The 25,302-nt window shown below is 71.6% G+C and carries 25 protein-coding genes and 7 tRNA genes; 21 read left to right on the top strand and 11 right to left on the bottom strand.

All coding sequences use genetic code 11. The annotated features are described in order from the left end of the window. Entirely contained in the window at positions 1 to 813 is an 813-nt protein-coding gene (locus tag ACTT8P_RS03910; RefSeq protein WP_442830089.1) for a TrmH family RNA methyltransferase, read from the top strand. Here ACTT8P_RS03910 and ACTT8P_RS03905 read toward each other — a convergent pair. Beyond that, positions 810 to 2,282, bottom strand: coding sequence for a serine/threonine-protein kinase (locus tag ACTT8P_RS03905; protein ID WP_442830088.1), 1,473 nt, complete (start codon positions 2,280 to 2,282; stop codon positions 810 to 812). The two genes, ACTT8P_RS03910 and ACTT8P_RS03905, sit on opposite strands and share 4 nt — an antisense overlap. Before the next feature lie 197 nt (positions 2,283 to 2,479). On the opposite strand from ACTT8P_RS03905, the gene ACTT8P_RS03900 reads away from it, so the two are divergent. The 4 genes from ACTT8P_RS03900 (at position 2,480) to ACTT8P_RS03885 (ending at position 4,901) form a co-directional block, all read left to right on the top strand. Continuing rightward, positions 2,480 to 2,728, top strand: coding sequence for a hypothetical protein (locus tag ACTT8P_RS03900; RefSeq protein WP_215168669.1), 249 nt, complete (start codon positions 2,480 to 2,482; stop codon positions 2,726 to 2,728). 237 nt (positions 2,729 to 2,965) lie between these two features. Continuing rightward, positions 2,966 to 3,175 (top strand): hypothetical protein, encoded by a 210-nt coding sequence (locus ACTT8P_RS03895; protein ID WP_442830087.1) that lies wholly within the window; start codon positions 2,966 to 2,968, stop codon positions 3,173 to 3,175. A gap of 327 nt (positions 3,176 to 3,502) precedes the next feature. Continuing rightward, the gene (locus ACTT8P_RS03890; RefSeq protein ID WP_442830086.1) at positions 3,503 to 4,513 is read left to right on the top strand and encodes a phosphotransferase family protein; all 1,011 of its coding nucleotides are present in this window, start codon (positions 3,503 to 3,505) and stop codon (positions 4,511 to 4,513) included. A 100-nt stretch (positions 4,514 to 4,613) separates the two neighbouring features. Continuing rightward, positions 4,614 to 4,901, top strand: a complete 288-nt coding sequence (locus ACTT8P_RS03885) for a zf-TFIIB domain-containing protein (RefSeq protein ID WP_442830085.1) — start codon at positions 4,614 to 4,616, stop codon at positions 4,899 to 4,901. A 58-nt stretch (positions 4,902 to 4,959) separates the two neighbouring features. Here the strand turns inward: ACTT8P_RS03885 and ACTT8P_RS03880 are convergent. The 5 genes from ACTT8P_RS03880 to ACTT8P_RS03860 form a co-directional block, all read right to left on the bottom strand. Then, positions 4,960 to 5,031, bottom strand: a tRNA-Val gene (locus tag ACTT8P_RS03880). 27 nt (positions 5,032 to 5,058) lie between these two features. Beyond that, a tRNA-Val gene (locus ACTT8P_RS03875) sits at positions 5,059 to 5,130 on the bottom strand. A gap of 25 nt (positions 5,131 to 5,155) precedes the next feature. Further along, a tRNA-Val gene (locus ACTT8P_RS03870) sits at positions 5,156 to 5,227 on the bottom strand. Between the two features lies 1 nt (position 5,228). Continuing rightward, positions 5,229 to 5,302, bottom strand: a tRNA-Cys gene (locus ACTT8P_RS03865). A gap of 14 nt (positions 5,303 to 5,316) precedes the next feature. Next, positions 5,317 to 5,389: transfer RNA gene (locus ACTT8P_RS03860), tRNA-Gly, on the bottom strand. Between the two features lie 178 nt (positions 5,390 to 5,567). Here ACTT8P_RS03860 and ACTT8P_RS03855 point away from each other — a divergent pair. The 3 genes from ACTT8P_RS03855 to ACTT8P_RS03845 all read left to right on the top strand — a co-directional run bounded on the left by ACTT8P_RS03855 (position 5,568) and on the right by ACTT8P_RS03845 (position 8,320). Next, complete coding sequence (locus ACTT8P_RS03855; RefSeq protein ID WP_442830084.1) at positions 5,568 to 6,614, top strand: chorismate-binding protein; 1,047 nt, start codon at positions 5,568 to 5,570, stop codon at positions 6,612 to 6,614. After that, the gene (locus ACTT8P_RS03850) at positions 6,611 to 7,432 is read left to right on the top strand and encodes an aminotransferase class IV (protein WP_442830083.1); all 822 of its coding nucleotides are present in this window, start codon (positions 6,611 to 6,613) and stop codon (positions 7,430 to 7,432) included. Before ACTT8P_RS03855 ends, ACTT8P_RS03850 begins: the two co-directional genes overlap by 4 nt. A 63-nt stretch (positions 7,433 to 7,495) precedes the next feature. Then, positions 7,496 to 8,320 carry a GNAT family N-acetyltransferase gene (locus ACTT8P_RS03845; RefSeq protein WP_442830082.1) on the top strand — a complete coding sequence of 275 codons (825 nt, stop codon included), beginning with the start codon at positions 7,496 to 7,498 and terminating at the stop codon, positions 8,318 to 8,320. A gap of 11 nt (positions 8,321 to 8,331) precedes the next feature. Here ACTT8P_RS03845 and ACTT8P_RS03840 read toward each other — a convergent pair whose 3' ends face one another. Next, on the bottom strand, positions 8,332 to 8,859 hold the full coding sequence (locus ACTT8P_RS03840) for a DsbA family protein (protein WP_442830081.1): 528 nt from the start codon (positions 8,857 to 8,859) through the stop codon (positions 8,332 to 8,334). Positions 8,860 to 9,103: 244 nt separating this feature from the next. Here ACTT8P_RS03840 and ACTT8P_RS03835 point away from each other — a divergent pair, with 244 nt between their 5' ends. Next, entirely contained in the window at positions 9,104 to 9,562 is a 459-nt protein-coding gene (locus tag ACTT8P_RS03835; protein WP_442830080.1) for a hypothetical protein, read from the top strand. A gap of 163 nt (positions 9,563 to 9,725) precedes the next feature. Further along, complete coding sequence (locus ACTT8P_RS03830) at positions 9,726 to 9,920, top strand: hypothetical protein (protein WP_442830148.1); 195 nt, start codon at positions 9,726 to 9,728, stop codon at positions 9,918 to 9,920. 65 nt (positions 9,921 to 9,985) lie between these two features. Here the strand turns inward: ACTT8P_RS03830 and ACTT8P_RS03825 are convergent, their stop codons facing one another. Beyond that, entirely contained in the window at positions 9,986 to 10,546 is a 561-nt protein-coding gene (locus ACTT8P_RS03825; protein WP_442830079.1) for a CGNR zinc finger domain-containing protein, read from the bottom strand. 375 nt (positions 10,547 to 10,921) lie between these two features. Beyond that, the gene (locus ACTT8P_RS03820) at positions 10,922 to 11,335 is read right to left on the bottom strand and encodes an SsgA family sporulation/cell division regulator (RefSeq protein ID WP_004002642.1); all 414 of its coding nucleotides are present in this window, start codon (positions 11,333 to 11,335) and stop codon (positions 10,922 to 10,924) included. Between the two features lie 191 nt (positions 11,336 to 11,526). Here ACTT8P_RS03820 and ACTT8P_RS03815 point away from each other — a divergent pair, with 191 nt between their 5' ends. The 9 genes from ACTT8P_RS03815 (at position 11,527) to ACTT8P_RS03775 (ending at position 19,682) form a co-directional block, all read left to right on the top strand. Next, positions 11,527 to 11,979, top strand: a complete 453-nt coding sequence (locus tag ACTT8P_RS03815) for a TIGR02611 family protein (RefSeq protein ID WP_442830078.1) — start codon at positions 11,527 to 11,529, stop codon at positions 11,977 to 11,979. 79 nt (positions 11,980 to 12,058) lie between these two features. Then, positions 12,059 to 12,130, top strand: a tRNA-Val gene (locus ACTT8P_RS03810). Between the two features lie 355 nt (positions 12,131 to 12,485). After that, on the top strand, positions 12,486 to 13,775 hold the full coding sequence (locus tag ACTT8P_RS03805; protein WP_442830077.1) for an ABC transporter substrate-binding protein: 1,290 nt from the start codon (positions 12,486 to 12,488) through the stop codon (positions 13,773 to 13,775). A gap of 14 nt (positions 13,776 to 13,789) precedes the next feature. Then, positions 13,790 to 14,746 carry a carbohydrate ABC transporter permease gene (locus ACTT8P_RS03800; protein WP_442830076.1) on the top strand — a complete coding sequence of 319 codons (957 nt, stop codon included), beginning with the start codon at positions 13,790 to 13,792 and terminating at the stop codon, positions 14,744 to 14,746. After that, entirely contained in the window at positions 14,743 to 15,615 is an 873-nt protein-coding gene (locus tag ACTT8P_RS03795; protein WP_442830075.1) for a carbohydrate ABC transporter permease, read from the top strand. Before ACTT8P_RS03800 ends, ACTT8P_RS03795 begins: the two co-directional genes overlap by 4 nt. Positions 15,616 to 15,625: 10 nt before the next feature. After that, a complete protein-coding gene (locus tag ACTT8P_RS03790) occupies positions 15,626 to 16,219 on the top strand; it encodes a hypothetical protein (RefSeq protein WP_442830074.1) in 594 nt (197 codons plus the stop codon). A gap of 141 nt (positions 16,220 to 16,360) precedes the next feature. After that, a complete protein-coding gene (locus ACTT8P_RS03785; protein WP_442830073.1) occupies positions 16,361 to 19,096 on the top strand; it encodes an exo-rhamnogalacturonan lyase family protein in 2,736 nt (911 codons plus the stop codon). Positions 19,097 to 19,124: 28 nt separating this feature from the next. Then, positions 19,125 to 19,571, top strand: coding sequence for an SRPBCC family protein (locus tag ACTT8P_RS03780; RefSeq protein ID WP_442830072.1), 447 nt, complete (start codon positions 19,125 to 19,127; stop codon positions 19,569 to 19,571). Positions 19,572 to 19,610: 39 nt separating this feature from the next. Beyond that, positions 19,611 to 19,682, top strand: a tRNA-Val gene (locus ACTT8P_RS03775). Between the two features lie 49 nt (positions 19,683 to 19,731). Here ACTT8P_RS03775 and ACTT8P_RS03770 read toward each other — a convergent pair. Further along, entirely contained in the window at positions 19,732 to 20,457 is a 726-nt protein-coding gene (locus ACTT8P_RS03770; protein ID WP_442830071.1) for an exonuclease domain-containing protein, read from the bottom strand. Positions 20,458 to 20,795: 338 nt separating this feature from the next. Here ACTT8P_RS03770 and thrS point away from each other — a divergent pair, with 338 nt between their 5' ends. Both thrS and ACTT8P_RS03760 read left to right on the top strand, forming a co-directional pair. After that, complete coding sequence (gene thrS / locus ACTT8P_RS03765) at positions 20,796 to 22,775, top strand: threonine--tRNA ligase (protein WP_442830070.1); 1,980 nt, start codon at positions 20,796 to 20,798, stop codon at positions 22,773 to 22,775. A gap of 116 nt (positions 22,776 to 22,891) precedes the next feature. After that, positions 22,892 to 23,440: an HIT family protein gene (locus ACTT8P_RS03760; protein WP_361164828.1), complete on the top strand. Its 549-nt coding sequence runs from the start codon at positions 22,892 to 22,894 to the stop codon at positions 23,438 to 23,440. Positions 23,441 to 23,449: 9 nt separating this feature from the next. Here ACTT8P_RS03760 and ACTT8P_RS03755 read toward each other — a convergent pair whose 3' ends face one another. Then, positions 23,450 to 25,105, bottom strand: a complete 1,656-nt coding sequence (locus tag ACTT8P_RS03755) for a hypothetical protein (RefSeq protein WP_442830145.1) — start codon at positions 25,103 to 25,105, stop codon at positions 23,450 to 23,452. Positions 25,106 to 25,302: the final 197 nt, after the last annotated feature.

Here is a 25,302-nt window from a genome sequence, read left to right as displayed (position 1 = left end):
GTGGCCGAACCCGTCCCCGTCACCGACCCCGACGACCCCCGCCTGCACGACTACACCGACCTGACCGACGTCGCCCTGCGCCGCCGCCGCGAACCCGCCGAGGGCCTGTTCATCGCCGAGGGCGAGAAGGTCATCCGGCGGGCCGCGGACGCGGGCTACGCGATGCGCTCCATGCTGCTGTCGCAGAAGTGGGCCGACGTCATGCGCGACGTCATCGAGGCGGCCACCGCCCCGGTCTACGTGGTCTCCCCGGCCGTCGCCGAGCAGGTCACCGGCTACCACGTGCACCGCGGCGCCCTCGCCTCGATGCACCGCAGGCCCACGCCCCCGCCGGCCGACCTGCTGACCGGCGCCCGCCGGGTCGCCGTCTTCGAGGACATCGTCGACCACGCCAACATCGGCGCCGCCTTCCGCAACGCCGCCGCGCTCGGCGTCGACGCGGTGCTGCTCACCCCGCGCTGCGCCGACCCGCTCTACCGCAGGTCCGTCAAGGTCTCGATGGGCAACGTCTTCCAGGTCCCGTGGACCCGCCTGAACTCCTGGCCGCACGACCTCGACACCCTGCGCTCGGCCGGCTTCACCGTCGCCGCGCTCTGCCTGAGCGAGCGCGCCGTCACCCTGGACGAACTCGCCGCCCGGGACCACGACCGGCTCGCCCTGCTCTTCGGCACCGAGGGCGACGGCCTCACCCCCGGCGCGCTGGCCGCCGCCGACGAACACGTCCGCATCCCGATGGACGCCGGCGTCGATTCCCTCAACGTGGCGGCCGCCTCGGCGGTGGCCTTCTACGCCACCAGACCGCACCCGGCCTAGTCTCTGACGTCTGCTACGTCTGCTACGTCTGCTACGTCTGCTACGTCTGTCTGGGTCTGGGTCTGCTGCGCCCGTACGGCGCCCCTGTCGTCGCCGCCGAGTCCGCGCGACGGCCCCTGACAGCCCTGCGCCGCGGCGATGCCCAGCGCCACCAGCAGCGTCACGACGACGAACACGAACAGCCGCTGGCGCAGCAGCCGGGGATTGGCGGGCCGCCGCCCGGTCCCCGTGGTGCGCGGCCCTGGCCGGCCGGCCCCGCTGCGCGGCACGGGACGGCTCCCGTTGCCCTGGCCGTTGCCGGACCGGGTGTTGCGGGAGGCGGACGTGGGCCGCGCACCCGACCGCGAACCGGTGCCCCCGGGCCGCGGCACGGGCGTACCGCCCCGTACGGGAGTGCCCCCACGGGACGGGCTTTTGTCCCGGGCCGGACCGCCGCCGCGCGACGGCGTCGCACCGCGCCCCGCTCCGGCACCCCGGGAACCTCCCGGGCCCGGGGAACCGCCGGTGCCCCGGGGAGCCGACGCGGAACCCGGCCCCGGCGGACGCCGCCGCTCCCGCTCCGGATAGGTGTCGGCGAGCTGCCCCGTCGGCCGGTCCGCCTCCGCCGCACGGGGCGCGGGCGGCCGTACGTCGGCCAGGCCCTGGGCCTCACGGGCGGCGATCTCCTTGAGCCGCAGCGACAGTTGCAGGGTGCTGGGCCGCTCTTCCGGGTCCTTCGCCAGACAGGCCCGCACCAGCGGCGCCAGCGCGTCCGGCACCCCGTGCAGCTGCGCCTCCTCGTGCACCACCCGGTACAGCATCACCTCGGAACTGCCGTGTCCGAAGGGCGAGTCGCCCATCGAGGCGTAGGCGAGGGTGGCGCCGAGCGAGAAGACGTCCGTGGCCGGGGTGACCGCCGCGCCGCGCACCTGCTCGGGCGCGAGGAATCCGGGGGAGCCGACCGCCGTGCCGACATGCGTGAGCGTGGAGGCGCCGGTCGCCCAGGCGATGCCGAAGTCGATGATCCGCGGCCCCTTGGGGGACAGCAGGATGTTGGAGGGCTTCAGATCCCGGTGCACGACCCCCGCCTCGTGCACGGCGACCAGCCCTTCCGAGAGCGCGGCCCCCACCGCGGCGACGTCGGCCGCGCCGAGCGGCCCCTCGTCGGCCACCTTGTCGTGCAGCGACGGGCCCGGTACGTACTGCGTGGCGAACCACGGCCGGTCCGCGTCCAGGTCGGCGGCGACCAGCCGCGCGGTGCACCCGCCCCGGATCCGCCGGGCCGCCGAGACCTCACGGGCGAACCGGGAGCGGAACTCCTGATCCTCCGCCAGGTCCGGCCGGATGACCTTCAGCGCGACCCGCTGCCCCTTCTTGTCGGAGCCCAGGTAGACCACGCCCATCCCACCCGCGCCGAGCCGCCTGTGAAGCCTGAACGAGCCGACGACGCGCGGGTCCTCGCGCCTCAGGCGCATCATCGCCATGTTCATCCCCGCTGCCCGGTCCCTATGACGAGCCACAGCTTACGTTTCCACGGCCGCCCGCGCGCAGAGGCCGCGCCCTCTCAAGGCGATCGATTGTCAGTGCCGGGTGGGAGAATTGGAGGGTGGTCAGGAAAGGGGCGAACCGGCCGCATTCGGTGCCGGCCGGGGTCTCAACGGACCGCAGGGGAAGGGGGATTGACGCCATGAAAGGTGATCGTGTGGAGATAGTCGTGGACGCGGGCGACACGACACGGACGTACGAGGTGGTGGCGAGCCGGGCGGGCCGCCGGGTGGAGACGGCGGTGCGCCGAGGGGTGGTGGAGGTGAGCGAAGTCACGCGCAACGGGTCGGTGGTGCGCACGGCCCGGTTCATGGCGAACCGGGTGCTGGCCCTGGTGGAGCAGCCGGTGCCCCGGGAGGACAGCTCGGAGAAAGCAGGACAGACCGGGTGACCGGCGGGGTGCCCCCTCGGGGATGACCCCGAGACCCCGTCCGCCGTCTCCACCCACGGGAGTACAGCCCAGGTCATGGCTCATCCTCCGGGAGGCCCGGCAATAGGTACGAGGGCATGACGTCCGCCGGGGGCCGGACGCCTAGATTTGAGGTCGAGCGGCGGGTGCAGCACTCGTCCCCCGAGGTCAGACGCCCGCCGCTACCAGGCAACAACGGAACAGGTCAGGAGAGGGACCATGGCCCAGACGGCACCGCGGACACTGGTCCGCACGCTGGAGCGCGGGGCGTACGCCGCCCCGTTCCGCGCCCGCCGCAAGGGCCGTCGCCATCCACTGGTGGCGACGCTCATGGCCCTTCCCCTGGCGGCCCTGCTCCTGCTCGTCTTCGACGGGTGGGAGACGGTGGCCACACAGGCGTCGTCCGTGGGTGTGATGCTGGGGCGCTGAGCGGCGACCCCAGGCCCGGAAGAGCGGTCCGGGCGGGGACATCCATCCATGAAACCCCGTGGGGACGGGGGTGCGGCGGACGGCACAGATGCCGGCGCAGCTGGGGAGCTGCGCCGGCATTGCCCTGCCCGAAACCAGACCCAGCGTGCAGGCCGGCCCTCAGTTTCCCGGGCTTCCGGGCTCCCGGGCCTCCAGCTCCCGAACCCGCCCGGCCCCCGGCCCGAACCTCCGAACCTCCAGGCCCCGCCCCTTCGGAATCCCGGCCCTCATCCCCGGGCCCCCAGCCCGACCCCGCCCCATCGCCCCACCACCCCGTACGCTCACCCCGTGACGACGGCCGCCCCCCTCCTCCCCGCCCTGGCCGCCCGCGTCAGGGCGGCTGCCCACTCCGGTAGCCGGCTGTGCCGCTCCTGCAATGCCGACGCCGATGCCGGCGCTGATGCGGGTGTCGATGCCGATGCCGGCGCTGATACGGCTGCCGATACCGACGCCGCCACGCTCGCCGACCGCCCGGACGGCACCGTCGTCCGGCACGGCGGCGTCGTCGCCAAGGCGCACGCCCCCGGCACCGACCCCGGCGCCCTCGCCCACCGCCTCGCCCTCGCCGCCCGCCTTCCCGGCGTCCTCCTGCCCCCGCTCGCCCCGGCGGCCCCCGCCGACCTGCACGGACGGCTCGTGACCTGCTGGCCGTACGGCACCCCGGTGGACCCGGACGACCCGGGCGCCGCCCCCTGGGAAGCGGCCGGCACCCTCCTCGCCCGCCTGCACCGCACCCCGGCCCCCGCCGCCCTGCCCCTGATGCGCGGCCCGGCGAAGGCCGCCACCGCCCTCGCCCGCCTCCGGGAAACCGCCCCCCACCACCTCGGCACCGCCCCCGTCCTCGGCGCCTGGGCCGCGCTGCCCGCCTGGGCACGCGGTGAGGCGGACATGCCGGACACCACCACGCCCTGCCACGGCGACTTCCACCTCGGCCAGCTCGTCCGCCACCCCACGCCCGACGGCCGGTGGCTGCTGATAGACGTGGACGACCTTGGCCGGGGCGTACCGGCGTGGGACCTGGCCCGCCCGGCCGCCTGGTACGCGTGCGGACTTCTGACGTCCGACGAGTGGACCCGCTTCCTGACCGCCTACCGCGCCGCCGGCGGCCCGGCGGTCCCGCCGGACGGCGACCCCTGGCCGGCCCTGGACGTCCCGGCCCGCGCCCTCACCGCCCAGACCGCCGCCCGCGCCCTGACGAAGGCGGCCGCGGCGGACCGGCCGCTGGACGACGTGGAGCGGGCCCTGGTCGACGCCTGCGCGCGCATGGTCTCCGTCCCCGCCCGGACACCGGGGAGTTGAGGGAAGGCCACGCCAAGTAAGGTGCAACCGACCGCAGCCGGACAGAGTCTGTCCTGGCGAAACGCGAAGCAGGACCTACCGGCGAGGAGTTGAGCCGACCATGCAGTGTCCGAAGTGCCACGCACCGATGCACACGTACAACCGCAACGGCGTCCAGATCGAGCAGTGCAGTGGCTGCCGCGGGATCTTTCTCGACTACGGCGAGCTGGAGTCGCTGACCCGCCTGGAGTCCCAGTGGTCCCAGCCGGCCCCGCCGCCCCCGGCCGCCCCGCAGGCCTACCCCGCCGCCCCGGCCCCCGCCTGGGGCGCCCCGCACGGCGGCCACGGACAGCAGCACTACGGCCACCACCGGCACAAGAGCTTCGGCCACATGCTGTTCTCCAGCTGAACCGGGCCGGCGACGACGAAGCCCCCGGCCGTACGAGACGGCCGGGGGCTTCGGACGGTGGACGATACTGGGATTGAACCAGTGACCTCTTCCGTGTCAGGGAAGCGCTCTCCCGCTGAGCTAATCGTCCTGGGAGGTGCGGTGCTGCGACGCTGCGTGCGCGATACTGGGATTGAACCAGTGACCTCTTCCGTGTCAGGGAAGCGCTCTCCCGCTGAGCTAATCGCGCGGGTACGGATCTTCGTGAGATCCAGTGGACGATACTGGGATTGAACCAGTGACCTCTTCCGTGTCAGGGAAGCGCTCTCCCGCTGAGCTAATCGTCCTTGGAGGTGGAGACGGGATTTGAACCCGTGTAGACGGCTTTGCAGGCCGTTGCCTCGCCTCTCGGCCACTCCACCAGGAGTTTCCTGCGAGCGGACGACGAGGCTCGAACTCGCGACCTCAACCTTGGCAAGGTTGCGCTCTACCAACTGAGCTACGTCCGCCTGTCGGTTCGGTCCGCTTGCGCGTCCCGGCGACGTCATGAACTCTAGCGGATTCCGGAGCCAGCACAAAAACGCGTTTGCGCAGCGTGCTGCGGTGCGTCCGCTCTCATGCCTGGTCGGGGTGGACGGAAGGACACGTTCGGGTCACCTCGCGGTCGCCCCGCCTAGACTCGGCCAGGTGTCCGATCTCCCGCCCCTGGCCCGATTCGGCGACCGGATCGCCACCGGTCTCCTCGACGTCACGACCGATCCGGCCGCCCTCGACTCGGAGGGCTTCTGGGCCGTCAGCGCGGACTTCGAGGGCCGTCTGACCTGCGCCCGCTTCGCGGACGTCCGCCGCGCGCCGGTGCCCGCGCCCCGGCCGGGCGGGTGGCACGGACCGGCCGTCGGCGACTGGACGTCCTCACTCGACCACGGGGCGTACACGAGCGCCGTACGCCGCATCCGCGCGCACATCGCGGCCGGCGAGGTCTATCAGGCCAACCTCTGCCGCGTCCTGTCCGCGCCCGTCCCGGCCGACGCCGACGCGGACGCCCTCACCGCGCTGCTCGCACGCGGCAACCCGGCGCCGTACGCGGGGACGCTGCGGCTGCCCCGGCACGGCGTGGAGATCGCCACCGCCTCGCCCGAACTGTTCCTGCGCCGCGCGGGACGCGAGGTCGTCTCGGGTCCGATCAAGGGCACCGGCCGCACCGAGGCGGACCTGCTGGCGAAGGACCACGCCGAGAACGTGATGATCGTGGACCTGGTCCGCAACGACCTCGGGCGGGTCTGCGCGACCGGCAGCGTGACCGTGCCCGACCTGTGCGCGGTGGAGAAGCACCCAGGCCTGGTGCACCTCGTCTCGACCGTACGGGGCGAACTGCGGGCCGGCGCCGGCTGGCCGGACCTGTTCGCCGCGGCCTTCCCGCCCGGCTCGGTCACCGGCGCGCCCAAGGCCAGCGCCCTGCGGATCATCGAGGCGCTGGAGACCGCGCCCCGCGGGCCGTACTGCGGCGGCGTCGGCTGGGTGGACGCCGACCGGGGCACCGCCGAGCTGGCCGTCGGCATCCGCACCTTCTGGATCGACCGCGCCGAGGGCCTGCTGAAATTCGGCACCGGCGCCGGGATCACCTGGGGGTCGGACCCGGAGCGGGAGTGGCGGGAGACCGAGCTGAAGGCGTCCCGGCTGCTCGCGGTAGCGTCGGGGACGTACGAAGCGATCGGGGAGGGACCGGGAACGTGAGGATCTGGCTGGACGGCGGGCTGCGGGAGGCGGAGTCCGCGCGGGTCTCCGCCTTCGACCACGGACTGACCGTGGGCGACGGCGTCTTCGAGACGGTGAAGGCGGTCGACGGCCGCCCCTTCGCGCTGACCCGGCACCTGGACCGGCTGGCCCGCTCCGCGCGCGGCCTCGGTCTGCCGGAGCCCGACCTGGACGAGGTGCGCCGCGCCTGCGCCGCCGTACTGGAGGCCAACCCGATGCCGCTGGGCCGGCTGCGGATCACCTGCACCGGCGGACAGGGCCCGCTCGGCTCCGACCGCGGCGACCACGGCCCCACCCTGCTGGTCGCCCTCGGCGCCACCACCCGCCGCCCCGACGCCACGACCGTGATCACCGTCCCCTGGACCCGCAACGAGCGGGGCGCGCTCACCGGCCTGAAGACCACCTCGTACGCGGAGAACGTCGTCGCCCTCGCCCGGGCCCGCGAACGGGGCGCCTCCGAGGCGCTGTTCGGCAACACGGTGGGGCGGCTGTGCGAGGGCACCGGGTCGAACGTCTTCGTCGTCATCGACGGCGAGATCCACACCCCGCCCCTCGCCGCCGGCTGCCTCGCGGGCATCACCCGGGCCCTGACCGTGGAGTGGACCGGCGCCGTGGAGACCGATCTGCCGCTGGACGTCCTGGAGCGGGCCGACGAGATCTTCCTGACCTCCACCCTGCGCGACGTCCAGGCCGTGCACCGGGTCGACGACCGGGAACTGCCGACCGCCCCGGGCCCGGTCACGACCAAGGCGATGCGAATCTTCGAGGAACGGGCCGGGAACGATCTGGACCCCTGACCGGTACCCGGTACGGGCCCTATTCCGGCCTCCCGGACCACCGCGCGGGGTAGAACAGCTCTGATGACCACCACCCTGCGGCCGACCGAGCCGCTTCAGCGCGCCGCCGACGGGACGCGTTCACGCCGTTACCAGGTGTGCGTGAACAGCCGTCCCGTCGGCGTGATCCACCTCGGCACCTCCGCCGCCTTCGGCGACTCGGTCGCCGTCATCCACGACCTGCGCGTCGACGAGCCCGACCGCCGGCGCGGCCGGGCCACGGTGGCCGCGCTCGCCGCGGAGGAGGTGGTACGCGGCTGGGGCTGCGGGCAGCTCACGGTCACCGTCCCCGCGGACGCCAAGGCGGGCCTGCGGCTCTTCGGGGCGCTCGGCTACATACCCCGCAACCGCGGCATGGAGAAGCGGCTCGGCGACACCCCGCCGGCCCTGCCCGCGGGCAGCCGGCCGCGGCCGATGACCCGGGCGGAGTACGACACCTGGCGGGCCCGGGGGAACGAGCAGTACGCGCGGACGTGGGCCGAGCGGGGCATGCCCGAGGAGGCGGCGCGGGCCAAGGCCCGGCAGGACCACGAGACGCTGCTGCCGGCCGGGCCCGACACCGAGGACATGCTGTTCAGCGTGTTGGAACACGAGGGCGAGCGGGTCGGCACGCTGTGGCTGGCGCTGCGCCCGGAGTCGGCGTACGTTTTCGACGTCGAGGCGGACGCCGCGCACCGCGGCCGGGGACACGGCCGGACGCTGATGCTCCTCGCCGAGGCCCGGACGATCACCGCCGGGCGCCGCCTCCTCGGCCTCAACGTGTTCGCGGACAACACTCCGGCCGAACGGCTGTACGAGTCGCTCGGTTACGAGACGACGCGGTACGCCTTCTACAAGCCGCTGCTGTAGCGACGACCGGGTCAGTCGGCGCGGGCCCCGGCGAGCAGCCGGTCCGCGATCTCCTCGACGCGCTCGCGCAGCCCTTCCTGGCTCTTGCCGCCGTCGAGCCGCTCGCCGTCGATGACGTACGTCGGGGTCCCGGTCACGCCGATCGCCTTGCCCTCGGCCTGATCGGCGTCGACGATCAGGATGTGCCGACCGTCGATCAGGGCGGTGTCGAACTCCTCGGCGTCCAGACCGAGTTCCCGGGCCACGTCGATCAGCAGCTCCTCGCCCCGGCGGTCCAGCTCCCCGAGCCGGCCGAGCACCGCCTCCACGTACGCCCAGCCCTGGCCCTGCACGGCGGCCTCCTCGGCGGCCTGCGCGGCGGCGAAGGCGTGCTTGTGCTTCTCCAGCGGGAAGTGCCGCAGCCGCAGCTCCAGACGGTCGCCGTAGCGGGCGCGCAGGGCACGGAGATCGTCCAGGGCGGTCCGGCAGTCCGGGCACTGGAGCTCGCACCAGACGTCGAGGACGGGCACGGCGGGGCTGACGGGGGAGGAGTCGCTCATGGGACCAGTGTCCCAGCCCCGCTTCCCGGACCCAACCGCACCCGCGCCCGCCCCGGGTCCCAGCGGCCGGGACCGGGCCCTGGGACCGGACTGGACCGGGCCCCGAGGAGGAGACGACCCCGAGGTGACCCGGAGATGTCCCTGATGTCGGGCCGGAGCATGGCCTCGCCGGGTGGGGACGGTGCAGGATGGAAGGGACGAAAGTGCCTGCCGCCCGACCGTGCTCACGCCCCTGGAGGACCGGATGATTGCCGAGACCGTCTGTTCCGCCGTGTCCGCGGCCGGCCTGGGCATCGCGGCGGTCACCGCGTACCGCAGGCGCTTCCTGGCCGCGGTCCGCGTCGCCGCCTACTCGCTGATCCCGGTCGGCCTGGTGATGACCGGCGTCGTCGAGTGGATCGCCGACACCGCCTTCAGCCCGATGGCCTGGGCGGGCTTCGCGGTGCTGGGCGTGGCCTGGCTGCTGTTCCTGCTCACCCGCGCCGTGGAGCGCCGCCGCGGCGGCACCCGGGCCACGCGCAAGGAGCGCAAGGAGGCCGCCCGCGCGGCCGCGGGGCAGGACGCCGTGGCCCCGGGCGCCTCGGCGCCCTCGCTGGGCGCCGGTTCCGCCCCGCGTCCGGCGGCGGCCCGGCCGGCGGGCAAGCCCCGCTCGGAGGACGACTTCAGCGACATCGAGGCCATCCTGAAGAAGCACGGCATATGACACCGCCCGGCCCGGCCCGCTGAGCCACGACTCGGCTTACCGCCGCCTCGTTGAAACGACACAGTGAGCTGGCGAAACGTCCGGAAACGATCACAACCCGATCCGAAGATCATGGATTGCGGCGAACACAAGTGCCTCGCGGGCGTGTTGATCGCGCCGGGGCGTGAACTGCGCCATCATCACCCGCGAGATGCTGGACACGACACAGCTGGACACCACAGAGAGCGATGCCGCTTCCCGGCCGCCAGAGCCACGCGGATGCCTCTTCGCCCTTTCCCAGCCACCGCTGATGATCTTCCTTGCGGTGATCGGGTTCCTGCTGCTCATGGCTTCGCTGCACGACCTGCTGTTGCTGTGAGCCGTACCCGCGTTCCCCGGCGCCACCCGCCGGGGACGCGTCGGGGCCGTGTCCCTCGGGCCGCCTCAGCCCGCCGCTTCCTTGCGGCGCGCCCGGTAGGCCGCCACATGCAGTCGGTTTCCGCAGGTCCGGCTGGAGCAGTAGCGCCGTGAACGGTTGCGCGACAGGTCGACGAAGGCGCGCCGGCAGTCGGGCGCCTCGCAGCGCCGCAGCCGCTCCCGCTCCCCGGCGACCACGAAGAAGGCCAGCGCCATCCCGCAGTCGGCCGCCAGGTGGTCGGCGACGGAGGCACCGGGGGCGAAGTAGTGGACGTGCCAGTCGTAGCTGTCGTGGTCGGTGAGCCGGGGGGTGGTACCCGCGGCGGCGACCAGCTCGTTGATCAGGCTCGCGGTGGCGCGGGCGTCGGAGGCCGCGAAGACGGAGGCGAACCGGCCGCGCACCCTGCGGACCGCCGAGAGATCGAAATCGGAGAGCACGCCGACGTCGCTGATCTCGTGGTTCCGCACGAAATCCTTGAGGGCGGCGACGTCCGGCAGTCCGTCCGGCGACGACTCGTCCTCCGGTGCGGTGTTCACCAGATCCACCACGGTGTCGAGCGCACACCGGGTGTCGTGGGTGATCAGCACGTTTCGCTCCCTGGCCTGAGGACGGGCGGACGCCCGCCGATTGCTGGCCGATGGTAGTGGCATCCGCACCCGGCGTCCGCCGCCGATGCGGCCGCACCCGTCCGCGCGACGGTCACCCTCCGCAATCACCAGGACGGCACCAGGGCGGCCCCCTCCCATGCCCGTACACCCGCACAACGGCCGTGCATCGGCCGTGGTTCCCCGAGGGGCGCACGGCTGCGCCCGGCCGTGGTTCCCCCGGGGGCGCGGAACGCGCACCGGCGCCGCCCCGCGGTGGTCCGCGGTGGCGACGCCGATGTGTGTGCCCTATGCGGTTGTCCCGGCCCGGTCCGTCACCCCGAGTCGACGGCGCCGGGCGGTTCGTGGGGCCTCGCGCTAGCTTTCCGCCAGGATGTGCGAGAGCTCCTGATCGAGGTCGAAGTGCCGGTGTTCCGTGCCAGGGGGCACGGCGGCGTCTGTGCGCTTCAGGAAGGACTCCAGAGCCCGCGCCGGGGCCTCGAGCAGTGCCTCGCCCTCCGGAGAGCTCAGGGCGATGCACACGACGCCCTGACCGTGACTGCGCGACGGCCAGACACGGACGTCGCCGGTGCCCGTGGGGCGGTGCAGCCCCTCGGCGAGAAGGTCGCGGGCGAACACCCACTCGACGGTCTCCTCGGCTCCGGTGTGGAAGGTGGCGTGCACGGCGTAGGGGTCGGCCGTGTCGTACCGCAGGCCTGCGGGGACAGGCAGGGAGGACTCGCTCGACACAACGAGGCGCAGGTGCAGCTCGCAGCTGACCGTGGTGTTCATAAGCGCCAGGGCCTTTCGCTCAGTGTGCGCTCGGGGATTCGCACGTCGGCCAAATCGACATGCCACCTACGGTGCCGTTGTAAACCCCTCTGAGTGTTTTGCGTGGCTTTCGGTACCCCGTCCGGCCGAGGAATGGCGGGCCCGGAGCGTCCATTCCGGTGACCGGATTCGCTCCGGTAGGGTTTGGCCGTATGAACACGGGGAGTAGCGAGCCGGTCGAGGTGACCTTGGTGGCGGACGGGACGAAGGCGGACGGGGCGGAGAGCGAGCGGGGCCTCGGGTCGCGGGCGCCCGAATTCGTCAAGGCGCGCCGCGCCCTGCACCTGAGCTGGCAGGTCGGGGTCTTCGTCGTCGGCCTCGCGGTCGTGGTGGCCGGCATCATCATGCTGCCGCTGCCCGGACCCGGCTGGGTGGTGATCTTCGGCGGCATGGCGATCTGGGCCACCGAGTTCGTCTGGGCCCAGCTGGTGCTGCGCTGGACCAAGCGGAAGGTGACCGAGGCGGCACAGCGGGCACTCGACCCCAAGGTGCGGCGGCGCAACATCGTTCTGACGGTGATCGGCCTGGTGGTCATCGCCGCGATCGGCGGCTTCTACCTGTGGAAGTTCGGCCTCGTGATGCCGTGGCAGATCGAGGACCAGTGACTCGGCCGACGGCCGGCCCGATCACCGGCCCGCTGGTCACGGGCACCCCCTGACATGCGGTAATGTTCTTCCCGCACCCGGGCGATTAGCTCAGTGGGAGAGCGCTTCGTTCACACCGAAGAGGTCACTGGTTCGAACCCAGTATCGCCCACCGGAAATCCAGGACGGCTCGGCTCACGATCGTGAGCCGGGCCGTCCTGTCGTTGTGCGAGCCATGCAACGGCTTTGGCCGGGCTTCACCCAACCGTGACCTTCCGGCGCGGGCGGCCGAACCGGTCCGGCGCTGTTCGGTCCCTCGGTCGCACGGCGCGGACCTGGCACTTCTCGCCACGCGTGGGGCGCCGGGCGGCAAACAGGTGACGGACGGCCGTGCCGCGGCCCGCTCCTCCCGCATATGAATTCCTGTCCGAATCATTGACGCGCCTCCGGGCCCTCCGTACCTTGTGCCAGCAAGCGCTTACTTGAAACGATTCATGGGGCGATCGCAACGTCGCGGGGAGGCTCTTATGCAGCAGGACAGAAACGTGGAGAGGCGGACCGTCCTCAAGGTGGCGGGGGCCTCGCTCGCCGTCGCGGGACTAGGCGCGACGGCCACCGCGTGCGGTGGTGACAGCGGCTCGTCGGACGGTACGGTGACGATCCGTTACGCCTGGTGGGGTGGCGAGCCGCGGGCCATCGCCATCAAGAAGACGATCGCCCTCTTCGAGAAGAAGTACCCGAAGATCAAGGTCAAGCCGGAATTCACGGACTACGAAGCGTTCTGGGAGAAGTTCCAGACGCAGGCCTCCGGCGGAAATCCGCCGGACGTTTTCCAGAATTCGGTCACCTTCCTGCGCAAGTACGACAAGCGCGGTGTTCTGATGGACCTCAAGACGCAGGCGGACGCGGGAAATCTCAGCCTGGAGAACTTCCGCAACAATGTCCTGACGGTCGGTCAGGTCGACGAGAAGCAGGTCGGCATACCGGTCGGCGCCAACACCATGGCACTCGTCATCGACCTCAAGGCGTTCAAGAAGGCGGGCCTGGAACCGAAGCTGGGCTGGACCTGGGACGAGTACTTCGACGCCCTCCAGACCATCCAGGACAAGCTGAAGATCGCCGGTGACACCGGTTACTTCAGCATCATGTACCTGTACGACCTGTACCTGCGGCAGAACGGCAAGGCCTTCTACACCGACACCGACCTCGGCTTCACCGAGGACGATCTGACCCAGTGGTGGGAGGACGGCTACAAGCGCGTCCGGTCCGGGCTGGTCGCCGACCCGAAGAAGATCGAGCAGGCCAAGCCGAAGTCGGGGCTGTCGGCGGGGCTCGCCGCGGGCGAGTTCACCTGGGACAACTTCTCCATCCGCTACGAGGGCGAGGGCGAGTCGGACTACGGGCTCGCGCCGATCCCGACCACGGACGGCAAGGACACCGGCCAGTACCTCGGTTCGCTGATGCTCAGCGCCTTCACCGGCACCAAGCACCCCAAGGAAGCCGCCCAGTTCATCGACTTCATGGTGCACGACCCCGAGGTCGGCAAGATCATGGGCTACGACCGCGGCATCCTCGCCACCAGCGAGCAGTACGAGGCGTTCACGCCCACCGACGACAACAACAAGGGCGTCAAGGCGTACGAGGAGGAGGTCGCCGGCGCCGGTCTGCTGGGGAAGATCACCCCGCACCCGTCCGGTTCCGACGTCATCGAGGCGGCCTTCCTGCGCATCGGCGGCGAGGTGGCCCAGGGCAAGACCAAGCCGGCCGACGCCGCCAAGGCGCTGTTCAGCGAGGCCAAGGCCGCGTTCGCGGGCTGAGGGGACGTACCACCATGACGCTCGTCAAGGAAGCGCCCGCGCGCCCGGCCGGGAAGCGGTCCGCCGCTCCCGCCGCCGGGCGGCGCGGGCGGCGCCGGGAGAACCTGGCCGGCTACCTCTTCATGTCGCCGTGGATCGCCGGATTCGTGCTGCTCACGGCCGGGCCGATGATCGCGTCGCTCTACTACGCGTTCACCAGCTACAACCTGTTCACGCCGCCGCAGTGGGTGGGCCTGGACAACTTCACCACCATGTTCCAGGACCCGCGCTGGCAGAAGTCGGTCGAGGTCACCCTGAAGTACGTCGTCGTGGCCACCCCGCTGAAACTGCTGCTGGCGCTCGGCGTCGCCATGCTGCTGGCGCAGAAACGGCGCGGCCAGGGGCTGTACCGGGCCGCGTTCTACCTGCCCTCGCTGATCGGGGCCAGCGTCTCGGTCGGCTTCGTGTGGCGGGCGCTGTTCTCCGACGACGCGGTCGTGGACCGCGGCCAGAAGATCTTCGGCCTCGACGTGGGCGGCTGGATCGGCAACCCGGACTACGTCATCTACGCCCTGGTGGCGCTGAGCATCTGGCAGTTCGGCGCGCCGATGGTCATCTTCCTGGCCGGCCTCAAGCAGGTCCCCCGGGAGCTGTACGAGGCGGCCGAGGTGGACGGGGCCGGTCCGCTGCGCCGGTTCTGGAACATCACGCTGCCGATGATCTCCCCGGTGCTGTTCTTCAACGTGCTGCTGGAGTCCATCCACGCGTTCCAGGTGTTCGGCTCCGCCTATGTCGTCTCCGACACCCGGTGCGGGCCGGCCGACGCCACCCTCGTCTACACCTGCTACCTCTACCAGAAGGGCTTCAAGGAGGCGCAGATGGGCTTCGCCTCCGCGATGGCCTGGACGCTGGTGGTCGCGGTGGCGCTGGTGACGGCGGTGCTGTTCTGGTCGCAGAAGAAGTGGGTGCACTACGAGGAGGCCGCCAAGTGACCACCGCCACCAGCCCCGCCGTGCGCACCGCCAGTGAGCGGCGGCGCACCGGATCGATCGCCTGGCACGTGGGCGCGCTCCTCGTCCTGGCGGTCGTCCTCTACCCCGTGATCTGGGTGGTCGGCGCCTCGTTCAAGCCGAGCAAGGACATCATCGCCAGCCTGGACCTGCTGCCGACCAAGCCCGTCTGGGCCAACTTCTCGGGACTCGCCGACGGCATCTCTGGCATCTCCATCAGCAGCTTCTTCGTGAACTCGCTGATGTACGCGGTGCTCGCCGTGGTCGGTGTGGTGCTGTCCGCCTCGCTGACCGCGTACGCCTTCGCCAAGATCCGGTTCGCCGGGCGGAACCTGCTGTTCACCCTGATGATCGGCACCCTGCTGCTGCCGTACCACGTGCTGCTCATCCCGCAGTACGTGATGTTCCGCAAGCTGGAGCTGGTCGACACCCTGGTGCCGCTGGTGGCGGGCAAGTTCCTGGCCACGGAGGCGTTCTTCGTCTTCCTTATGGTGCAGTTCATGCGCGGACTGCCGCGCGAGCTGGACGAGGCCGCCAAGCTGGACGGCTGTGGACATCTGCGGACCTACTGGTCCATCGTGCTGCCGCTGTGCCGCCCCGCCCTGATCACCAGCGCCATCTTCACCTTCATCAACGCCTGGAACGACTTCATGGGGCCGTTGATCTACCTCAACACGCCCTCCAAGTACACCGTCTCGCTCGGCCTGATGATGTTCCGCGACCAGGAGGGCATCTCCAACTACGGCAGCATGATCGCGATGTCGCTGGTGGCGCTGGTCCCGGTGGTCGCCTTCTTCATGGCCTTCCAGCGCTATCTCATCGACGGCATGGCGACGTCCGGACTGAAGTGAGGCGGTCAGCATGGCTGAGGCACGTGTGAAGGCGCGCAAGGAGCCCGTGTTCGGCGGCGAACGCTTCGCCGTGTTCGCCGAGTCCATGCTCACCGGCGTGTGGATCGGCGTGGCCTGCCTGGGCGTCGTCACCTGGCCGGCCGCCTTCGCGGCCGGCGCCCGGCACCTGCGCCGCCGGACCGGCCACCAGCGCGGCGGGGCACGGGAGTTCACCGCCGACTTCCGGTCGGCGGTGCGCCGCGGCTGGGCCGCCGGGCTCGCCTGGTGGGCGGCGGCGGGCGCGGTCTGGGTGGACGTCCAGGCCGCGCGGGCCGGGCTGCCCGGCGGACCGCTCGCCGGGGCGGTCGGCCTGTTCGCGCTGCTCGTCCTCACGGTGGCCGGGCTGCGCGCGGCGGCGGTGTGGGCGCCCGGCGCCTCCTGGCGCGCGCTGCTCGCCGCGGCCGGCCGGCGGACCCTGCGTGACCCGGCGGGCTCCCTGCTGCTGGTCTGCGGACTGGCGGTCGTCGCCGGCTCCGCGCTGTTCGTGGCGCCGCTGGCGGTCCCGGTGCTCGGGGCCGTCGCGGCGGCGGCCGTCGCCGTGGATCGGCGGTACGGCCGTTCCTGAACCCTCCCCAGGGAGCGGCGCCCCGCGCGCCGCGCCTTCCTCTGTCATGCCCTTGACATTTCGGAGGACGCTCCCGCGCACCCGCAAGGGCACCCCCTTTCACCCGCAAGGCTCCCTCGCACCCGCAAGGAAGGAAAGGTCATGTCTCCCATCCCCCGCAGATCCCTTCTCAAGGCCGCCGCCGTGGCCGGCGCCGCCGCCCAGTTCAGCTGGGCCCTGGGCGCCAGGAACGCGCAGGCCGCGCCCGCCGCCGCCACCGCCGACGACGCCCCGGTCACCCTGGACTGGCTGGAGGACGGCGGCCTCGGCGCCGCCCCCGGCACCACCGTCGGCGTCCCCTGGCCCAAGGGCACCCACCCGGCCGAGCAGACCTTCGCCGTCACCGACGCCGACGGCACGGCCGTACCCGCCCAGTCCTGGCCGCTCGCCTACTGGCCGGACGGCTCCCTGAAGTGGACCGCGCACGCCGTCGGCACGGGCGCCGGCAAGCTCACCCTGACCACCGGCACCCCGGCCGCCCCCGAGAAGAAGGTCACCGTCGCCAAGCGCGGCGGCACCATCGACATATCGACCGGCGTCATCACCGCGCGCATCGGCACCAACGGCGCCACCCTCGTCAAGTCGGTCACCCGGGACGGCACCGAGATCGCCAAGAACGGCCGCCTGGTGCTGCTGCGCCAGCCCGAGATCGAGGACGGCGACCAGGGCACCGTCAAGTACGAGCGGTTCGACGGCGCGATCTCCGAGGTCGAGGTCGAGCAGGACGGCCCGGTCCGCGCGGTCGTCCGCATCGACGGCAAGCACCGCAAGGGCAACCGCGGCTGGCTGCCGTTCTCCATCCGCCTGTACTTCTACGCGGGCGCCGACTCCTTCCGCATGGTGCACACCATCACCTTCGACGGCACCCAGGAACCCGGCAAGGCGTCCGGCGACTTCATCCGCGGCCTCGGCGTCCGCTTCACCGTGCCGATGCGCGACGCCTCCTACGACCGCCACATCCGCATCGGCGGCGAGGGCACCGGCCTGCTCCGCGAGGCCGTCAAGGGCATCACCGGACTGCGCCGCGACCCGGGAGCGGCCGTCCAGGCGGCGCAGTACGCGGGGGAGAAGCTGCCCGACCCGGCCACCTGGGACCAGCGGGTCACCACCCGCCTCCAGTACATCCCCGAGTGGGGCGACTACACCCTCTCCCAGCTCTCCGCCGACGGCTTCACCCTGCGCAAGCGCACCAAGCAGGGCCACGGCTGGATCGGCGCCGGCGGCGGACGCCGCGCCTCCGGATTCGGCTACGTCGGCGGGGTGAGCGGCGGCCTCTCCTTCGGCCTGCGCGACTTCTGGGAGAAGTACCCCGCCCAGCTCGACATCCGCGACGCCCAGACCGACGAGGCCGAGGTCACCCTCTGGCTCTGGTCGCCCGAGGCGCAGCCGATGGACCTGCGCTTCTACCACGACGGCATGGAGCAGGACACCTACGCCGAACAGCTCGAGGGCCTCAACATCACCTACGAGGACTACGAGCCCGAGTTCGGCACCCCCTACGGCATCGCCCGCACCTCCGAACTCCTCTTCTGGGCCAACGCCGCCACCCCCGCCCCCGAGACCCTCGCCCAGCAGGTCGAGGCGGTCCGCGTGCTGCCGCAGCTCGCCGCGCCGCCCGCGCAGCTCATCAAAGCCGGCGTCTTCGGCAAGGGCCTGTACGCCGAACCCGACCGCTCCACCCCGGCCAAGGCCAAGATCGAGGACCACCTCGACTTCCTCTTCACCTACTACAAGGACCAGGTGGAGCAGCGCCGCTGGTACGGCTTCTGGGACTACGGCGACATCATGCACACCTACGACACGGTGCGGCACCAGTGGCGCTACGACGTCGGCGGCTACGCCTGGGACAACTCCGAACTCTCGCCCGACCTGTGGCTCTGGTACGCCTACCTGCGCTCCGGCCGCGCCGACATCTTCCGCTTCGCCGAGGCGATGACCCGGCACACCGGCGAGGTCGACGTCTACCACCTGGGCAAATGGGCCGGCCTCGGCACCCGGCACGGCGTCCAGCACTACGCCGACAGCGCCAAGCAGCAGCGCATCGCCAACACCACGTACCGCCGCTTCTACTACTACCTCACCGCCGACGAACGCGTCGGCGACCTCATGCACGCCAACGTCGACTCCGACGAGACGTTCCTCGTCCTCGACCCCAACCGCAAGGTCCGCACCGACGCCTACACCCCCGACCGGCACGCCCTGTCGATCGGCTTCGGCACCGACTGGAGCGGCCTGGTGTCGGCCTGGCTCACCGAGTGGGAACGCAAGGGCCCCAAGTGGGAGAAGGCCAAGGCCCGGGTGCTGTCCACCATGAAGGGCATCGCCGCCCAGCCCAACGGCTTCGTCCAGGGCAGCGGCCTGTACGACCTGGACACCGGCGAGTTCGCCGTGGCGGCCGAGCCAGTGGTCGGCGTCTCCCACCTGTCCGCCGTCTTCGGCCTGGGCGAACTGTGCGCCGAACTCATCGACCTGGTCGACATCCCCGCCTTCAACGAGGCGTACTACGACTACTGCCGCTACTTCAACGCCTCCAAGACCGAACAGGCCGCCCGCTACGGCAGCAACTTCGGCTCCCTGATCCTCTTCCAGGGCCACTCCCGCCTCGACGCCTACGCCGCCGTACAGACCGGCGACGAGGCGCTCGCCGCGCGCGCGTGGCAGAAGTTCTACGACTCCGACGGCTACAAGGAGTCCGCGCCCTGGACCACCGAGAAGATCAGCGGGCCGACGGCACTCGTGCCGGGCAGCGAGGCCACCTGGATCGCCACCAACGACACCGCCCTGTACGGCCTGGCCGCCATCGAGAACCTCGCCCTGCTCGGCGACCGGATGCCGTAACCGGCGCCCGCGTGGGCAGGCTGCGGAGGTGGACTGGAACCATTACCGCTTCCGCAGCCGGTGGGCACTGCCCGCGCCCGTCACCGACGTGTACCGGGCCCTGGAACGGATCGAGGACTACCCCCGCTGGTGGCCGCAGGTCCGCGAGGTCACCCGCCTCGACGACACCAGCGGCACCATCCGGATCCGCTCGCTCCTCCCGTACGACCTCACCCAGGTCATGCGGGAGGGGCGGCGCGACCCGGAAGCCGGGGTACTGGAGGTGCGGCTGTCCGGCGACATCGAGGGCTGGGCGCGCTGGACGGTCACCCCGGACGGCGCCGGCGCCGTCGCCCGCTACGACCAGGAGGTCGACGTCCGCAAGCCGCTGCTGCGCCGGCTCGCGGTGCCCGGACGGGCCCTCTTCCGCGCCAACCACACGCTGATGATGCGGGCCGGGCGGCGCGGACTGGCCGCCCGCCTGGCAGCGGTTTGAAGGAAGCGTGCCGGGACCTGTATTGTTCAGTGCGTTCCCGGGCGATTAGCTCAGTGGGAGAGCGCTTCGTTCACACCGAAGAGGTCACTGGTTCGAACCCAGTATCGCCCACCCGGAAAGAACCGGTCCGTCATCCGACGGGCCGGTTTTCCGTTGTCGGTTACGCCGCCGCGGGCAGGTCCGGCCGCAGCGGCCAGGCCGGGTCCACCGGCTCCTCCGTGCCGCTGAGCGCGAACCACGCCTGCAGGCCCCGGGCCTGCGCCGCGTGCCACACCGCCTGGAGCGGGTGCAGCTCGGCGGGGGACAGGCGCTCGAGGCGGGCCGCGTACCGCCGCCCCACCGCCCGCGCCACCTCCAGCGCCGCCAGCGCGTCGGCCGCCGGGTCGTGCGCCCTCTCCAGTGGTACGTCGTAGTGCGCGCACAGGTCGGTGAGGGTGCGGCGGCCGTTGCGGTAGCGGTCCAGGTGCTTGTCGAGCACCCGCGGATCGAGGACGTGCAGCGGCGTCCGCTCCAGCCAGCGGCCCAGCGACGAGGCGCGGTGCCGCCGCAACTCGCGGTCCAGCAGCGTCAGGTCGAACGGCGCGTTCAGCACCACCAGCGGACGTCCCGCCCGCGCCTGCTCCACCAGCGTCTGAGCCATCTCGTACATCACCGGCGCCGGCCAGCGGCCGTTGAGCCGCAGATGCTCCTCCGTCAGCCCGTGCACCGCGGTCGCCGCCCCGGGCACCGGCACGCCCGGGTTCACCAGCCAGCGGCTGACCCGCGGCCGGATGCCCGGAGCGTCCTGGACGACGACGGCGGCCGACACGATCCGGTCGGTCTCGACGTCGACACCCGTGGACTCCGTGTCGAACGCGGCCAGGGGCCCTTCGTACCAGCACGCCATGTCATCACAACCCCTCGATCACCCACGGCAGTTGACATTCCGTCCGCTGCCCGCTCGGGTGATACCCGGGCTGTTCGCGCCGTACGCCGCCGTCCGCCCGCAGGCCCCTCGCGACCACCGCCCGCGCCGGCCGGCCGGTGCCCGTCGGCTGCGTCTTCCCCGGCCCGGCCGCGCACCCGCCGACCGTGGCGCTCGTCACCCTCGCGCAGGGCACCGGGGGTGCCCGGATCGCCGTCGCGCCGTATCTGTTTCGCCTGCGGAGGGCCCGGGTCGGTACGATCGCCCTCATGCGTGCGCTCCGGTATGGCGCCGCGGCCCACTTCAGTCAGGAGAGACCGGTGTCAGACGTCCGTGTGATCATCCAACGCGATTCCGAGCGGGAAGAACGCGTGGTGACGACGGGCACCACGGCCGCCGAGCTCTTCCCCGGCGAGCGCTCGATCGTCGCCGCCCGCGTCGGCGGCGAGCTGAAGGACCTCGCGTACGTGGTGCGGGACGGCGAGACCGTCGAGGGCGTCGAGATCTCCTCCGAGGACGGTCTGAACATCCTGCGGCACTCCACCGCGCACGTCATGGCGCAGGCCGTGCAGGAACTGTTCCCCGAGGCCAAGCTGGGCATCGGCCCGCCGATCCGGGACGGCTTCTACTACGACTTCGACGTCAAGGAGCCCTTCACCCCCGACGACCTCAAGCGCGTCGAGAAGAAGATGCAGGAGATCCAGAAGCGGGGCCAGCGCTTCGCCCGCCGGGTCACCACCGACGACGCCGCCCGCGAGGAGCTGGCCGACGAGCCGTACAAGCTGGAGCTGATCGGCCTCAAGGGCAACGCCGCGCAGGCCGCCGACGGCGCCGACGCCGAGGTCGGCGGCGGCGAGCTGACCATCTACGACAACCTCGACGCCAAGACCGGCGAGCTGTGCTGGAAGGACCTCTGCCGCGGCCCGCACCTGCCGACCACCCGGAACATCCCGGCGTTCAAGCTGATGCGCTCGGCCGCCGCCTACTGGCGCGGCAGCGAGAAGAACCCCCAGCTCCAGCGGATCTACGGCACCGCCTGGCCGTCCAAGGACGAGCTGAAGGCGCACCTGGACTTCCTCGCCGAGGCCGAGAAGCGCGACCACCGCAAGCTCGGCGCCGAGCTGGACCTGTTCTCCTTCCCCGACGAGCTGGGCCCCGGCCTCGCGGTCTTCCACCCCAAGGGCGGCGTGATCCGCAAGGTCATGGAGGACTACTCGCGCCGCCGGCACGAGGTGTCCGGGTACGAGTTCGTGAACACCCCGCACATCTCGAAGGAGCACCTCTTCGAGATCTCCGGGCACCTGCCGCACTACGCGGAGGGCATGTTCCCGCCCATCCAGTTCGACGAGCAGAACTACCGCCTCAAGGCGATGAACTGCCCGATGCACAACCTGATCTTCAAGTCCCGGGGCCGCTCCTACCGCGAGCTGCCGCTGCGGCTCTTCGAGTTCGGGACCGTGTACCGGTACGAGAAGTCGGGCGTCGTGCACGGCCTGACCCGCTCGCGCGGCTTCACCCAGGACGACTCGCACATCTACTGCACCAAGGAGCAGATGCCCGAGGAGCTGGACACCCTCCTCACCTTCGTCCTTGACCTGCTGCGCGACTACGGCCTGACCGAGTTCGAGCTGGAGCTGTCCACCCGCGACGACTCGGACAAGTTCATCGGCACCGACGAGGACTGGGCGGAGGCCACCGAGGCGCTCCGTCAGGCCGCCGAGAAGCAGAACCTCCCGCTCGTTCCCGACCCGGGCGGCGCCGCCTACTACGGCCCGAAGATCTCCGTGCAGGCCAAGGACGCGATCGGCCGGTCCTGGCAGATGTCGACCCTCCAGGTGGACTTCAACCAGCCCAAGCGGTTCGGCCTGGAGTACACCGCCGCCGACGGCTCCCGGCAGCAGCCGGTCATGCTGCACCGCGCGCTGTTCGGCTCCATCGAGCGGTTCTTCGGCGTCCTCCTTGAGCACTACGCGGGTGCCTTCCCGGCCTGGCTGGCGCCCGTCCAGGCGCTCGGCATCCCGATCGGCGACGCGCACGTGCCCTACCTCCAGGAGTTCGCCGAGAAGGCGCGGGCGGCGGGGCTGCGGGTGGAGGTGGACGCCTCCTCCGACCGGATGCAGAAGAAGATCCGCAACGCCCAGAAGCAGAAGGTGCCGTTCATGGTGATCGCCGGTGACGAGGACATGGCGGCCGGTGCCGTCTCGTTCCGTTACCGCGACGGCTCCCAGGAGAACGGCATCCCCGTCGAGGACGCCATCGCGAAGATCGCGAAGGTCGTCGAGGACCGGGCACAGGTCTGACCCGCCCTGACCTGACCCGCCCTGACCGGACCTGACCGGATCGGACCGACGGCGAGGCCCCCGGGAGACCCGGGGGCCTTTCCCGTTCCCCCAGGCGGACGCCATATGCTGCACGCATGACGAGTGAGCCGGAGCAGCAGTGGGGAGTGGGGACGCAGGACGCGTTCCAGCGCCTGTGGACGCCCCACCGGATGGCGTACATCCAGGGCGAGAACAAGCCGAGCGGCCCGGGCGCCGACGACGGCTGTCCCTTCTGCTCGATCCCGGCGAAATCGGACGAGGACGGCCTGATCGTCCGGCGCGGTGAGCTGGTCTACGCGGTCCTCAACCTCTACCCGTACACCGGCGGCCACCTGATGGCCGTGCCCTACCGGCACATCGCCGACTACACCGAGCTGACCGCCCCGGAGACCGCCGAGCTGGCCGAGCTGACCAAGCAGGCGATGACGGCCCTGCGCACCGCCTCCGGCGCGCACGGCTTCAACATCGGCATGAACCAGGGCTCGGTGGCGGGCGCGGGCATCGCCGCCCACCTGCACCAGCACGTCGTGCCCCGCTGGGGCGGCGACACCAACTTCATGCCGGTGGTCGGCCACACCAAGGTGCTGCCCCAGCTGCTGGGCGACACCCGCAAGATGCTCGCGGAGGCGTGGCCGACGCCCTGACGGCCCCGCCTACGCGTTGTACGTGTCGGCCTTCCCCGGCGTCGGATCCTGCACCGCCCCGCTGAGGAACGCCGACCGGGCGCCGAACTTCTCGGTGTTCACGCCGTTCTCCTCCAGCACCTTGATCGCCGCCCGGTGCACCGTGCGCAGCACGGGCGTCGCCGCCCGCAGCGCGTCGTCGGCCATGAAGCGGTGCCGCCAGGGCTGGTCGGCCCAGGCGTGCCGCAGGCCGAACGGCTCGGGCAGCGAGATCGTGCCGCCCAGCCAGTTCAGCGCCGGCGTGTACCAGGTGAACGGGGCGCGCACGGCGAGCCGGACCACTTCCTGGGTGTTGACCAGCGGGAGCATCACCTTGCGGGTCTCCCACGGCTTGAACGACTTGGTGACCGTCTTGGACGGCGCCGAGGGTCCGCCCATGAACAGGCCGTTCACCGGGCCCAGCGCATGCCCGGTGACCTCGATGCGCAGCGTCGAGTGCAGCACCGTCACCGTGATCAGCATGGTGATCACCAGCTGCCCGTCCCACAGCACCCACTGCACACCCAGGTAGTGCCGGTCGCCGGCGCCGAACTGCTGGTTGTTGCAGATCTCCTGGATGGCGTGCGGCTTGACCTGGTACGCCTCGACGTCGGTGCCCTCCGGGCGGGAGACCGCGCCGGCGCCCTCCGCGATCGGCGTGACGATCCAGTGCCGTATCGACGGCTTGGTGAAGCCGTTGGTGTTCAGCGGGCCGCGCTCCAGCAGGCTGAGCTGGTCGTGGATGGACCGTATGACGTCCCAGCTGCGGAACGGGTGGATCTCCCGGGCGGGGTCGGCCGGCAGCAGCTCCTCGGCCAGCTGCCAGCTGCCCCAGCGGGTGCCCATGCCGAGTATGCCCTTGGGACCGGCGTAGAAGACCGAGTTGGACTGCTGCTCCGCGCCCAGCTTGGCCAGGTTCTGGCGGAGCTGCTCGGCGGCGGTCTCGTTGGGGTTGCTGGGCACCGCCTCGGGGACCTTGGCGCCGACGCTGGCGCCCTTCAGAAGGCTGCTCCAGCGCTCCCTGAGGTCCTTCGCGGTGCTCTCGCAGATCCGCTTGGCCCAGAACCAGCCGACGACCGGCAGCACGGCCGCCAGCCGGCCGTACCAGCCCCAGAACCCGCCGAACGGCATCTTGAGCACGAAGAGCACCGCCAGCGCGCCCACCGCGACCAGCACCGCCGTGCCGAGGGCGCCGGCCTGCTTGTTCTCCGACTTGCCGACCGTGCCGCGGATCAGGAAGCCGAGCAGCCAGACCAGCATGCCGGGCAGGAACAGCAGCCCGCACACCGCCATCACCACGGTCAGTTTCCGGTCCCGCTCCTTGCGGATGCGGTTGGCCGCCAGGCAGTGCTCGACCACGACCTGCGGCTCGGTGCCGAAGGACTGGATCAGCGGCTTGCGGCCACCGCCCAGCATCCGGCCCACCACGGCCTGGGCGAACGCCTCACCGAGGTTGGGCCGGAAGACCCGGCCCCAGCGGCCCGGGTTGACGGTCGTCTGGTGCCAGTCGTTGTCGGCCTTCTTGATCTCCTCCACCGGGTTGTCCCGGTAGGCCGCAGACGCCAGCGCGAAGGTGGCCGTCTGGCTCGCGTCTCCCGCCCTGGGCACCTGCGGCCCGAAGAAGTCCGCGTACCCGCCGTCAGCCATTCCCGCCCCCAGATCGAAACCGCTCTCGCTCAAGCGGCTTTCCCGACTTCCGTGCTTCGCACACCTGTTGATCAGGTCGTCAGCGTAACTCCAGGTGCGAGTGGCTGTCGGCGGACGGTGTGAGCCGCCCGCCGGCCTGGAGTGAGACCGGCGGCGCGCGGGCCGCCGGAGTGCGCCCGGCGCCGGTCACGCGCCTG

The organism is Streptomyces sp. JW3 (assembly GCF_052216785.1).
Lineage (GTDB): Bacteria > Actinomycetota > Actinomycetes > Streptomycetales > Streptomycetaceae > Streptomyces.
This window is presented reverse-complemented; position numbering and strand designations above follow the sequence as displayed.